This is a genomic window from Streptomyces sp. NPDC043952 (assembly GCF_056435325.1).
This window is the reverse complement of the sequence record NZ_JBWKES010000011.1, coordinates 63025-75649: the sequence shown is the minus strand read 5'-3', so window position 1 is coordinate 75649 and position 12625 is coordinate 63025. Positions and strand designations below refer to the sequence as shown.

The 12625-nt window shown below is 67.1% G+C and carries 8 protein-coding genes and 1 tRNA gene; 7 read left to right on the top strand and 2 right to left on the bottom strand.

Features of this window, described 5'->3' with window-relative positions:
- Positions 1-199 precede the first annotated feature (199 nt).
- The gene (gene wblA / locus AC069R_RS15440) at positions 200-538 is read right to left on the bottom strand and encodes a transcriptional regulator WblA (protein WP_366669404.1); all 339 of its coding nucleotides are present in this window, start codon (positions 536-538) and stop codon (positions 200-202) included.
- A 494-nt stretch (positions 539-1032) separates the two neighbouring features.
- Between wblA and AC069R_RS15435 the strand changes: the two genes are divergently transcribed.
- Positions 1033-3351: a transglycosylase domain-containing protein gene (locus tag AC069R_RS15435; protein ID WP_478767303.1), complete on the top strand. Its 2319-nt coding sequence runs from the start codon at positions 1033-1035 to the stop codon at positions 3349-3351.
- Between the two features lie 135 nt (positions 3352-3486).
- Here the strand turns inward: AC069R_RS15435 and AC069R_RS15430 are convergent, their stop codons facing one another.
- On the bottom strand, positions 3487-3954 hold the full coding sequence (locus AC069R_RS15430; protein ID WP_397984790.1) for a GatB/YqeY domain-containing protein: 468 nt from the start codon (positions 3952-3954) through the stop codon (positions 3487-3489).
- Between the two features lie 94 nt (positions 3955-4048).
- On the opposite strand from AC069R_RS15430, the gene AC069R_RS15425 reads away from it, so the two are divergent.
- From AC069R_RS15425 to AC069R_RS15400, 6 genes are all read left to right on the top strand, one after another.
- Positions 4049-4975, top strand: coding sequence for a metallophosphoesterase (locus AC069R_RS15425; RefSeq protein WP_478767302.1), 927 nt, complete (start codon positions 4049-4051; stop codon positions 4973-4975).
- A gap of 55 nt (positions 4976-5030) precedes the next feature.
- Complete coding sequence (locus tag AC069R_RS15420; RefSeq protein ID WP_478767301.1) at positions 5031-5762, top strand: Pr6Pr family membrane protein; 732 nt, start codon at positions 5031-5033, stop codon at positions 5760-5762.
- Positions 5763-5828: 66 nt separating this feature from the next.
- Positions 5829-5902 (top strand) — tRNA-Pro (locus tag AC069R_RS15415).
- 639 nt (positions 5903-6541) lie between these two features.
- On the top strand, positions 6542-8113 hold the full coding sequence (locus AC069R_RS15410) for a type I restriction-modification system subunit M (protein WP_478767300.1): 1572 nt from the start codon (positions 6542-6544) through the stop codon (positions 8111-8113).
- On the top strand, positions 8106-9458 hold the full coding sequence (locus tag AC069R_RS15405; RefSeq protein WP_478767299.1) for a restriction endonuclease subunit S: 1353 nt from the start codon (positions 8106-8108) through the stop codon (positions 9456-9458). Before AC069R_RS15410 ends, AC069R_RS15405 begins: the two co-directional genes overlap by 8 nt.
- Before the next feature lie 3 nt (positions 9459-9461).
- The gene (locus tag AC069R_RS15400) at positions 9462-12539 is read left to right on the top strand and encodes a type I restriction endonuclease subunit R (RefSeq protein WP_478767298.1); all 3078 of its coding nucleotides are present in this window, start codon (positions 9462-9464) and stop codon (positions 12537-12539) included.
- Positions 12540-12625 lie beyond the last annotated feature (86 nt).

The window sequence follows — 12625 nt, the reverse complement described above, 5'->3', positions numbered from 1 at the left end:
GGCCGGAAGACACCGGGCCCGTCGCGGCCCTGGCCGGAAGCCGGGCATCGTGTGGACAGCCCGGCATCGTGCGGGCAGTCCGGGCATCGTGCGGGCGGTCCGGGCATCGCGAGAGCAGTCCGGGCCTCGTGAGGACAAGGGGAGCCGTGGCCGCCCAGGGGCTCTTGGCCGAACCCCGGATGTGCCGGACCTGCGTCCGCTAGCTGACGGCCGCGTAGTTCTCGTACACCTCGTCGCTGTCGAGGCGCACGAACCCGGTGCCGCGCTCGTACTCCGAGCGGGCGGTCTCCAGCAGTCTGCGCCAGGAGGTCACGGTGGGCCGGCGGCGCAGCAGTGCGCGGCGCTCCCGCTCCGTCATGCCTCCCCACACGCCGAACTCGACGCGATTGTCCAGCGCGTCCGCCAGGCACTCGGTGCGTACCGGACATCCGGTGCACACCGCCTTGGCTCTGTTCTGCGCTGCTCCTTGAACGAACAGTTCATCCGGATCGGTAGTGCGGCAGGCAGCCTGCGCACTCCAGTCGGTTACCCAGCCCATACCGGCGCCGTCCTCTCCCGAATCGAGGCTCCCCCACGGCGGCAGCGGCATATTCACCGCCGCCAGTTGAGGACGTTACGGAAGGTGGGCACAGCGCAACACCCCCGTCGGGCCCAATCTTGAATGGCCCGAACGGACTATGGGTAAGCGGCAGATCACCCGCGGGAGTGAGCTGGCGACATATGCGACTGTCCCGGCAAACCAGGACAGCTACGGTGCGCCACAGCGGGCACCGGGTGACACACGAGGCGCAAACGGACACGTCTCGGGGCGCGGCACGGGGGGATCGCGACGGTTCCGGACGCCGGAGCGGGTGGTACGGGCCGTACGGCTGTGACAGTTGGGAGCAGCTTAGGCCAAGGGCTGCGCGCCTGTCCGGGAAATGGAAACGTAGGCAGGTCAGGCGGCACGCGGGGGCCGAGCGCCGGGACCGGAACATCCCGAGGGCAGGCCGCTCCCGCAAAACGCTCAGGAGTACGGATTAGGCTGCCCCCATGCCAAAGAAGCGCTCGGGCGGTGGTCTGTCGCCGCTGCAGCAGGCCGCGAAGTTCCTCGGTGTCAGTGTGCTCGCGGGAGCCGTGATGGCCGGCATCGCGCTGCCCGCGGCCGGCGCTCTGGGCCTCGCGGCCAAGGGTTCGGTCAAGAGCTTCGACGACATCCCGGCCAACCTGAAGAGTCCCCAGCTCAGCCAGCGCACCACGATCCTGGACGCCAAGGGGCGGCAGATCGCGAGCGTGTACAGCAGGGACCGTACGGTGGTCGATCTCAAGGACATCTCGCCGTACATGCAGAAGGCGATCGTCGCGATCGAGGACTCGCGCTTCTACCAGCACGGCGCGATCGACCTCAAGGGCGTGCTGCGCGCCCTGAACAAGAACGCGCAGGAGGGCGGGGTCGCGCAGGGCGCCTCCACGCTCACCCAGCAGCTGGTGAAGAACTACTTCATCGAGGAGGCCGGCGACGACCCGACGAAGGTCGCCGAGGCCACCCAGCAGACGCTGGGCCGCAAGGTCCGCGAGCTGAAGTACGCGATCCAGATCGAGGAACAGCTCGGCAAGAAGAAGATCCTCGAGAACTATCTGAACATCACCTTCTTCGGCGAGCAGGCGTACGGCGTGGAGGCCGCCTCCGAGCGGTACTTCTCCAAGCACGCCAAGGACCTGAACCTCCAGGAATCCGCGCTGCTGGCCGGCATCGTGCAGTCCCCGAGCCGCTACGACCCGGTCAACGACGAGGCGGAGGCCACCAAGCGCCGCAACATCGTGCTCCAGCGCATGGCGGAACTGGGCGACATCTCCCCGCAGGAGGCCGCCCAGGCCAAGCGCGAGCCGCTCGGGCTGCACCCCAGCCAGCCCAAGAACGGCTGCATCACCGCGGTCCAGGGCGCCGGCTTCTTCTGCGACTACGTGCGCGAGGTCTTCCTGACCGACCCGGTCTTCGGCAAGACCAAGCAGGCGCGCGCGAAGCTGTGGAATGAGGGCGGTCTGACGATCCGTACGACGCTCGACCCGCAGGCCCAGCAGTCCGTGCAGAGCTCCATCAAGGACCACGTCTACAAGTCCGACCAGGTGGCGACGGCCGCGACGATCGTCGAGCCCGGCACCGGCAAGATCCTCGCGATGGGCCAGTCCCGGCCGTACGGCTTCGGCACGGACGAGACGCAGATCAACCTGTCGGTGAACCAGGCCATGGGCGGCGGCGCGGGCTACCAGCCGGGTTCGACGTTCAAGCCGATCGTCGCGGCGGCCGCGCTCGAGGGCGGCAAGTCCCCGGCGCAGCAGTACTCCTCGCCGTACGAGATGCCGTACCCGAGCCCGGTGGCCGCCTGCAACGGCAAGGTCTGGCGCAACGACCCGGCCAAGCCGGCCAAGCTGACCAACGAGAACGAGTCGGAGCACGGGCCGTACGGCATGAAGGAGGCGACCGCCAAGTCGGTCAACACCTACTACGTGCAGCTGATCAGCGACATCGGCATCTGCCCGGTGATCGACATGGCGAAGAAGATGGGCGTGTCGCGCGCCGACGGCCGCCCGATCGACCAGGCCCCCTCGATCGCCCTCGGCACCCAGGAGATGTCCCCGCTGACGATGGCGAGCGCCTACGCCACCTTCGCCTCGCGCGGCATGTACTGCACCCCGGTCGCCATCGAGTCGGTCACGCAGACGACCGGCAGCCGGGTGAAGTCGCTGCCGGTGCCGCGTTCGACCTGCTCGCGCGCGATGTCCGAGAAGACGGCGGACACCGTCAGCACGCTCCTGAAGGGCGTGGTCGAGGACGGCACCGGCCAGGAGGCCGGCCTCGGCGACCGCCCGAGCGCGGGCAAGACCGGTACGACGGACGAGCGCTTCGCCGCCTGGTTCGTCGGCTACACCCCGAACATGGCGGGCGCGGTCTGGGTCGGCGACCCGCGGCACCAGCGCAAGATGATCAACATCACCATCGGCGGCGTCCCGCACGACAAGGTCTACGGCGGTGAGGTCCCCGGCCCGATCTGGCGCGACATGATGAACGGCGCCCTGGAGGGCAAGCCGGTGGAGGACTTCAACCTGGTCGACATCCCGGACGACAACGGCTCCGGCGACAACCACCAGGGCCAGGGCAACGGCGGCCAGCACGGCGGCACCGACGGGGGCGCCAACGGCGGCGGCCACGGACAGCTGATCGGCGGCCTGCTCGGCGGTCTGACCGGCGGCGGCGCGACGGGCGGCGCCGGCGACATCGGCGGCACGGTGCCGCCGGGCAACATCATCCAGGGGCAGACGAACGGCGGTCCGAACGGCCGGGCGGTCGGGGGGACGGGCGGTCGCCGCTAGTCCCTGCCGGGAGTACGACGACGGGGCCGCACCCTTTGTTTCAAGGTGCGGCCCCGTCGTCGTACTGCCGTACTGCCTTTCCGGTCTTCCATACTGTCGTACTGGACTGTCGTACTGGCTTCCCGGTCCCCGGCGTCAGCCCTGGAGGAGCTTCTTCACCGCGGCGGCGACGCGGCCGCCCTCGGCCCGGCCGGCCACCTTGGGGTTCACGATCTTCATGACGGCGCCCATGGCCCGCGGCCCCTCCGCGCCCCCGGCCCTGGCCTCCGCGACGGCCTCGGCGACGATCGCGTTCAGCTCGTCGTCGGACAGTTGCTTCGGCAGGTACTCGGCGAGCACCTCGCCCTCCGCCCTCTCCCGCTCGGCCGACTCGGCGCGGCCGCCCTTCGCAAAGGCGTCGGCCGCCTCGCGGCGCTTCTTCGCCTCGCGCGTGATCACCTTGAGGACCTCGTCGTCGGACAGCTCCCGCTTCTCCTTGCCCGCGACCTCCTCATTGGTGATCGCCGAGAGGGTCAGCCGGAGCGTCGAGGAGCGGAGCTCGTTGCGCTCCTTGATCGCGGCGTTGAGGTCGTCCTGGAGCTTCGACTTGAGCGTGGTGGTCATGTGGTCGATTGTCTCAGGTGGAAGGCACCGGGTGCCCGCGGATTTAGCGGGCGGGCGGTCCCGGTGCGCGGCCGCGGTCTGACACGATGGTCATATGCGCGCGCGATACGGAATCCCCCTGGGAATCATGGCGGCCGGCGCCGCCGGTCTGGCGTACTCGGTGGGCTTCGAGGCCCGCTCCTTCCGGCTGCGACGGGTGACCGTCCCCGTCCTGCCGCCGGGCATGCATCCGCTGCGCGTGCTCCAGGTCTCCGACATCCACATGGTCGGCGGCCAGCGCAAGAAGCAGCGCTGGCTGCGCTCGCTGGCGGGGCTGCGCCCGGACTTCGTGATCAACACGGGCGACAACCTGTCGGACCCGGAGGGCGTACCGGAGGTGCTGGACGCGCTGGGCCCGCTGATGGAGTTCCCGGGGGCGTACGTCTTCGGCTCCAACGACTACTACGGTCCCAAACTCCGCAACCCCGCCCGCTACTTGATGGAGAAGGCGAACGGCCGCCACGGCCTGAACGGCAACGCCCCCGCGGTCGGCGCGATCCACAACCCGTGGGAGGACCTGCGGGACGGCTTCGACGAGGCGGGCTGGGTGAACCTGACCAACACCCGCGGCGCCCTCAAGATCGAGGGCGTGTCGATCGAGCTGACCGGCCTGGACGACCCCCACATCAAGCGCGACCGCTACGCCAGGGTGGCCGGCGGTCCGACGGAGTCGTACGACTTCTCGCTCGGCGTGGTCCACGCCCCCTACCTGCGCGTCCTGGACGCCTTCACCGCGGACGGCTACCCGCTGATCCTGGCCGGCCACACGCACGGCGGCCAGCTGTGCATCCCCTTCTACGGCGCCCTGGTCACCAACTGCGACCTGGACACGGACCGGGTGAAGGGCCTGTCCACGCACACGGCCGAGGACCGCACCTCCTACCTGCACGTCTCGGCGGGCTGCGGCACCAACCGCTACACCCCGGTGCGCTTCGCCTGCCCCCCGGAGGCGACGCTGCTGACGCTGGTGCCGAGGATCTAACCCACCTGGCGTAGCCCACATGGCCCTCACGCCGGTCGCTTCCTAGCGTGAGGGCATGACCGCCCAGATACCCAGGGAGATTCCGGGCCTGCCCCCGGTCCCGGCGTCGTCCCCGCTGCTCCCGCGATCCCCGGCGCCGGCCAGGGCGGTGCCGGCCCCGTCCCACCGCCCCGCGGCCGCGGCGTTCCGCCTGCTGACGGCGCTGCTCGCGGCGGCGGGCGTGGCGCTCGCGGTCCTGCGGAGCACTCCGGCGCACGCGCTGAGCTACTTCGGCGTGCAGGCGGGCGTGATCCTGGCCGTGACGACGCTCCTGTCGGCGTCCCGCGCCTGGCGCGGCCGCCGCGCCCTGCCGTCCTGGCTGACCGGCGCGGCCCTGCTGTACGCGCTGGTGTCGGCGCTGACGTACCACCTGCTCCTGGCCCGGACGCCGTTCTCCATGACGGCGGGGTCGACGCCTCCGGAGCGCTGGCACACCCAGTGGATCACCCTCCAGCTCCTGCACACGGCGGCCCCCGCGGCGGCCCTGCTGGACTGGCTGTGCCTGACCCCGGCCCCCCGCCTGCACCTCCAGCAGGCCACGACCTGGCTCCTCTACCCCCTGGCCTACCTGGCCTTCTGCCTCACCCGCGGCGCGCCCTACCTCTACCCCTTCCTGAACCCCGCCGCCCACGGCTACCGCGCCACCCTGACCAACGCGCTCCTCCTGGGCCTCGCGACCTACATCCTGGCCGGGCTCCTCGTGACCCTCGACCACACCCGCCCGACCCCGATCAGCCGCCGCCTGTGAACCGATTTCGTTTCCTGGCCCCCGGTGGGCTAAAGTAAACGACGTCGCCGCGACAAGCAGCGACACCGGGGTGTAGCGCAGCTTGGCAGCGCGCTTCGTTCGGGACGAAGAGGTCGTGGGTTCAAATCCCGCCACCCCGACGCCGTAGTACCAGGTCAGGGGCCTGATCCACTAGGTGGATCAGGCCCCTGAGTGGTTCCTGGAGATCGTCTGGGAGAAATCTGGGAGATGATCTTGGTCGACTTCTCCCAGCACGTGGCAGCCGGGCAGGTGGGACATGCCACGCACGCACCGGCGCGCATCTGTGCATTTGTTAAATCCAGCCGCCATATCGCCCCAGCCCGAGGGCGGCTCGTGGCCCCCCACCTCAACCACCGTCGGCGCCGACGGAGCGGCTTTACGTGACCTGCGACACGGCGCCTGCCAAGGAACAGCGGCCTTGCCAGTACGCCACGATGTCGTGACGGACCCGGCATGCCCAGCTCAGGGCGCCGGCCGAACATGCTGCCCGGCTCGGGCGGGACGTGGAGCCCGCGTTGAGCAGGACCCCGCGCACGACCGTCACGGTGGCGCGCGTTCGCTCGGGCCGTTTGCCTTATTTGGTCGCCCTGGGGAGGGATATCGTTGGCGAGATGCCCGCGCAAAAAGTACGACGCTCCGCGTGTGCTCCACGACGGAACACGCGCGTCGTCTACATGCCGGGCACGCCCGGAATGGGCGAGAGCAGGAACACGGCCTTCGGGTCACCGCCCTTTGACGATCAAGGACACCCCCAACTGATGGCAGTGACACAGCAGGAGATCCAGAACCGGTTGTGGGACGCCGCTGATGAACTGCGCGTGGCAATGCCGGAAGCGCAGTACGCCTCGGTCATGTTCCCGCTGATGTTTTGGAAGTACCTGTCGGATACCTGGGAGCACCAGCACCAGGAGTTCATGGCCGCGTATGAGGACCTGGAGGGCCTCTCCGCCGAGGAAGCTCACGAGATCGAGTACCGCGACTACCAGTCGTTCGAGATTCCGGTCATCCACCCCGGCACCGTCCAGGAGCGTCGCGCCTCGTGGTCGTCCATCCTCGGCACCATCACCCAACCCGGCCTCGGCCAGCGGGTCCGCGCCTCCCTGCAGGCCATCGAGACGGCCAACCCTGACAAGTTCTCCCGCCTATTCGGGTCCATGACCTGGACCTCCGAAGCGGTGCTACCGGAAGAAGTGCTAGGGGCCGTCATGCAGGCGATGGACCGCACCCCGAAGATGCACGAGGGCAACATGTCCCATGATGTGCTCGGTGGGGCGTACGAGTACCTGCTGAAGCGGTTCTCCGACGGGTCCGGCACTCGTGCCGGCCAGTTCTTCACCCCACGCGAGGTCGTCGAACTGATCGTCGAGATCCTGGACCCCAGAGGCCACGAGTCGGTGTACGACCCGACCTGCGGATCGGGCGGCATGCTCATCGCCTCCGCGAACCTGCTGAAGGCGCGCGGTGGGCGTGGCTACACGCTCAAGCTGTACGGGCAGGAGGCCGTCCCAGATACCGCGGGTGTGGCTCGCATGAACCTCTTCATGCACAACCTGACCCAGTTCAAGGTCGAGGTCGGTGACACGCTGAAGGACCCGCGCTTCACGAAGCCGGACGGGTCCATCGCGCGGTTCGACGTGATCCTCGCCAACCCGCCCTACAGCCTGAAGTGGAAGCCCTGGACCAACGACCCGCGGGCCATCGGCGGGGTAGCCCCGCAGTCGTCAGCGGACTGGGCGTTCGTGCAGCACATGATTGCCAGCATGGACCCGAAGAAGGGCCGCGCTGGCGTCGTCCTACCCCATGGCGTCCTCTTCCGAGGCGGCCAGGAAGCAGCCATCCGCAAGCGCGTCCTGGACGACGACCTGCTCGAAGCAGTGATTGGACTGCCTGCGAACCTCTTCTATTCGACATCCATTCCCACCGCGATTCTGGTGTTCCGTGCACCTGGCACCAAGGCCGAGGAGCGGCAGGGCGGTGTGCTGTTCATCGACGCCTCCAAGCGGTTCACCAAGGCCAAGAACCGCAACATCCTCACCGACGCCGACATCGCCGACACGGTGACCGCCTACCGCTCGGACTTCGACGACGACGGCAACCCAGTGGATCCTGACGAAGGCGGTCTCTCGGCACGATTCGTCCCCACCACGGAGATCGTGGCGAACGGGCACGACCTCAACATCGGCCGCTACATCAAGCAGTCCGACGCCGAGCAAGAAGACCTCGGCGCCCTCATCGACGCCTACAACATCGCCCGAGGGGAGCGCCAGAAGACCGAGCACCACATGCTCGCCGTCCTCTCCGCCGCAGGGATCGAGGGCTTCGATGAGTGACTGGCAGCAGATCGCTCTTGGTGACTTGCAGTCTCGTGAGCACGGTGGAATGGCCGTTCCCTCACAGGGCACCAGGGAAGTTCGTCTACAGCAAGAGCAGCTCAAGCGGGTCCAGGACCTTACGGATGTGTCCACAGGGGTCGCTGCCAGTGGCACGAAGGCGCTCGGGGACCTCTGCCCCGTAATCAGCTCAGGTCCGTCTTGGGCGGCCAAGGATGAGTCCTCGGTCCCGTCAGAGGGAGCACTGGCGGTCCTGAAAATCACTAACACGAGGCCCGATGGATCCATCGATCTGAGTGAACTGGCGTACGTGGCGGGGCTTCCAGCCCGGACAAAAGTCATCGGGCCGACAAGCCTGGTGATGATCCGCACCAACGGAAACCGCAAGCGGATCGGCAACGTCTACCTCCCGCCGGAGGAAGCCTACGGAGCAGCAGTGTCCGCCTTCCAATTCATCCTGGATGCGCACGACGCTGAGACTCGGGACTACCTCTATATGGTGCTCCGAAGCCCCCGAATCCAGCACCTGATGAGCGAGTCCGCCAGTGGTAGCACCGGGCTCGGCAATCTGGCAGTGCGGTGGCTGAAGACCTTGGAGATTCCTTGGCCCGATGCTCTGGAGCGCAAGTCCCAGGTCAAGGTCATCGGTGCGGTGGACGACCAGATCACCGCACTCGACAAGGAGGCAGGAGCGCTGGATGCCCTGCTTCGGGGGCGCAAGGAAGAATTGTTCGCGCACTACGCGGCCACCGCGAACATGCTGCCAATCGGCGAGGTCCTCGAAGAGATCAAACGCCCGATCGCCGTCGACCCTGAAGCAGAGTACTGGCAGATTGGGATCAGGTCCCACGGGCGCGGGCTGTTCACCAAGGAGGCAGTGACCGGAGAGTCTCTGGGGTCCAAGAAGGTGTTCTGGGTCGAGCCCGGCGATCTGGTCATCAACATCGTCTTCGCCTGGGAGGGGGCAGTCGCTGTTGTGCCCCCGGAGATCGAGGGCTACTGCGGATCACACCGGTTCCCGTCCTATCGTCGGCTCGACGGCGGGGATATCGAGTTTTTCCGACTCTTCTTCTCCACAAAGGCAGGCACGCAGCTTCTGGCGAACTGCTCCCCCGGCGGTGCTGGACGCAACCGCACACTAAGCCGCAAGCGCCTGATGGAGTCGCCGATCGGTATGCCCTCGTCCCAGGAACAAGAGCGGGCCATCTCCGAACTGCAGGCGCTGGAGGCGAACGTCGTGGCCTTGCGCGCCGAGGCTGACCGGCTGCGTGCCGTGCATTCCACCCTGCTGTCAGGGCTGCTGGATCGCACCATCGATATCAAGTCCGCCGAGTTGGAGGGCTGAGCTGTGGCGAAGGGCGTTCGGGAGCGTGAGTTCCAGAACTTGATGATCCAGTGGTCTCTCCCGATGGGTTGGGGTTTCACAGCGGGCAGGTCGCTGCCGCGCGAGACAACGCAGACGGTGATCGCCGGCCAGCTGCGGGATGCCATCGTCCGGCTTAACCCTGTAGTAATCGACGGGTTTGACGTGGACGTGGTGGTCGAGGAGATCATCGCCACGGTCAATGCCGTCGATGGCGGGCTGGTGCGGGCTAACGAACAGGTGCTGCACCTGCTGCGCGGGCACAAGGAGTTCCGGGACGCCGACGGTGTGTGGCACGCCCTGAAGATGATCGACTTCGAGCACCCGACTGCCAACACACTAGTCGTGTCGGATGAGGTGACCATAACCGTCCCCGGTGAGACCCCTCGCCGGTTCGACCTCGTGTACTGGGTCAACGGCCTTCCATTGGTAGTGGTCGAGGTGAAGTCGCCCACCGCGAAGTCGGGGTGGGCCGACGCTGCCCGCGAGATCAACGACGTGTATGCCACCGAGTACCCGTGGTTCTTCACCCCCAACGTCTTCGCCGTCGCCTCGGACGGGCTGAAGCTACGGTTCGGCGCCGCCGGCGCGCCCGTGAACGAGTGGCAACCGTTCCGGTCCACTGCCGACGACGAGAATCTGTCCGGCCAGGCCGACGTGCAGCGTTCCGTTGAGCTGCTGCTTAGCGCGGCCACGATCCTGGACATGCTCGCCAACTTCGCCCTCTTCGGCACCTCCGGGGGCGGGACAGACAAGAAGTACCTGCCCCGCTATCCCCAGATGGAAGCGGCGCATCTGATCCACCAGCGCGTCCTGGCCGATGGCCAGAAGGGGCTGATCTGGCACCACCAAGGCAGCGGGAAGACGCTGCTGATGGTGTTCGCTGCCTCGCTGCTGCTGGCCGATACCCGCACCGAGTCGCCCACGATTATCCTGCTCTCGGACCGGACCGATCTCGTCCGGCAGACCTCCAGGGTATTCACCTCCGCGATGGGGGATGCCTACTTCTACCAGCCTGCGACGAGCAAGAAGTTGCGCTCCTTGCTGGCCGACGACGTACGCGGCGTCATCTCCACGACCGTCCACAAGTTCGCCGACGCCGGCAAAAACCTGTCGACCCGGCGCAACATCGTCGTCCTGGTCGACGAGGCACACCGCACCCAGTCCTCCAAGAAGGATTCCCTGGCCGGGCAGATGCGCGCCGCGTTGCCGAACGCCAAGTTCTTCGGCATGACCGGCACCCCCATCAGGAACCTCGCCACCGACACCTTCGCCCTCTTCGGCGAGGAGACCGACCCGGACAGGGTCCTGCACCGGTACTCAGTGTCCCGGTCGCTGCAAGACGAGGCGACTGTCCCGGTCATGCTGGACCCGCATCCGGTCCTCTTCGAGATAAATGACCAGGCGTTGCAGGCTGAGTTCGATCAGTTTGCCGATGACTTCGACCTCGACGATCCCGACCGCGAGATCCTGTCCCGTAAGTTCGGACGCCTGACCTCGGTATTCGCCAACCCCGAGCGGATCCACGAAGTCTGCCAGCACATCGTGGACCACTATCTGGCCAGCGCCTACCGCAACGGTCTCAAGGCACAGGTCGTCGCCTACAACCGTGAGCTTGCCGTGGCCTACACGGACAAGATCAACGAGCTGTTGGCCGGCTTCGAGGCGTCACAGGTGCTCGCCGAGGTCGGGAAACATGACCGGATCACCGCCGAGGTCAACATCCACGTCAAGGACTCCAAGGACGAGGACGCCGCCATGCGGCCCTACCGGCTTTCGGAGGTCGAGGAGGAGGAGCAGAAGCGACGATTCCTCACCCCGGACGACCCCCTGTGCTTTCTGGTGGTGACCGCAAAGCTGATGACGGGGTTTGACGCCCCCAACGAGGGCGTCCTCTACCTGGACAAGCCCCTCAAAGCCCACAACTTGTTCCAGACGATCACCCGACCGAACCGCACCTGGGTCTCCCCGACCGGGTTCATGAAGACCGACGGCGTGGTCGTGGACTACATCGGCCTGGCAGAAGAGGTCCAGCGAGCCGTCGTTGACCCCACCTCGGCAGGCGCCGCCAGCAAGGGTGGCGGGTTCGTCACCGACTTGACCGAGCTGGTCGCCGAGTTCCGCACCACCTTCGCCCGCATCGAAGACCTTTTCGCGGATGTGGACGGCCTGGACCTGACGGTCCACGGATACGAATCCGTGCGAGCTATCAACATCTTCCTGGACGCCCACCCCGACGCGGCCGAGGTGTTCAGCAAGGACTATCGGCTCCTGGCCCGGCTGTACCCGCTCATCAATACCGACAAGCGGGTCGCCAAGTATCAGGACGGCTTCGGGCTATTCGGGTCCGTGTATACGACCCTGTTCAAGAAGTCCTCCGACGAGGAAAGGAAGGAACGGCTGGGCGAGCTGGGGCCGATGGTCCTGGAGATCATCAATGCCCACGTCCACTCCTTCTCCGTGGTGGCCTCGCAGGAGGAACCCCTCGTCTTGGACGCCCAGGGCGTTGCCGTCCTCAAAGAGTTGCTGGCCCTCGTCCGCCACAAGCCAGACAAGTACGGCGGCGAGGACAAGAAGCCGCCGTCCGCGGCGGAGATCCTGGACCACATCAAGGCTGCCCTCGACAAGGGCGTCGAACCAGGGTCTGCGAAGTACACCGCCCTCGCGGAGCGGATAAAGCAGCTGAGGGACCGGATCATCCAGAACGCCCAAGACGCCTTGGAGTTCCTGTCCGAAGCACTCCGGATCGCTCGTGCCGTCGTGGACGCCCAGAAGCACCCTGAGGAAGCCGTGGTGCTGGACAACGACCACGTAGGTGTCCTGTCGCGGATCATCCACGACCACGCACCGTCCGGCCTCACCGTCACGGAACGGAACCTGGCCGAGGAAATCGATCAAGTTGTCAAGCGCACGCTCGCCCAATCATGGGACAACGCCGACGCTCGCAACCGAGGCGCCCGCCGAGCCACCGCCACAGTCTTCCGCCGGTACGCCCTAAAGCCGGTGGGGGAGCCATACAACTCCACCGTGGCCTACATCGAGGCCCACTACCTCGTTGACTGACGATAGCCGGCGGGCCGGCACCCCTTTCGGCTCCCGGGCCACGTCGCGCTTATCGGGTCCCAGTCTGGACAGACTTGCGCCCTACG

Coding starts and splice junctions, on each gene's coding strand:
- wblA (WP_366669404.1), bottom strand. CDS start 538: ATGGGCTGGGTAACCGACTGGAGTGCGCAGGCTGCCTGCCGCACTACC.
- AC069R_RS15410 (WP_478767300.1), top strand. CDS start 6,542: ATGGCAGTGACACAGCAGGAGATCCAGAACCGGTTGTGGGACGCCGCT.
- AC069R_RS15405 (WP_478767299.1), top strand. CDS start 8,106: ATGAGTGACTGGCAGCAGATCGCTCTTGGTGACTTGCAGTCTCGTGAG.
- AC069R_RS15425 (WP_478767302.1), top strand. CDS start 4,049: ATGCGCGCGCGATACGGAATCCCCCTGGGAATCATGGCGGCCGGCGCC.
- AC069R_RS15435 (WP_478767303.1), top strand. CDS start 1,033: ATGCCAAAGAAGCGCTCGGGCGGTGGTCTGTCGCCGCTGCAGCAGGCC.
- AC069R_RS15430 (WP_397984790.1), bottom strand. CDS start 3,954: ATGACCACCACGCTCAAGTCGAAGCTCCAGGACGACCTCAACGCCGCG.
- AC069R_RS15420 (WP_478767301.1), top strand. CDS start 5,031: ATGACCGCCCAGATACCCAGGGAGATTCCGGGCCTGCCCCCGGTCCCG.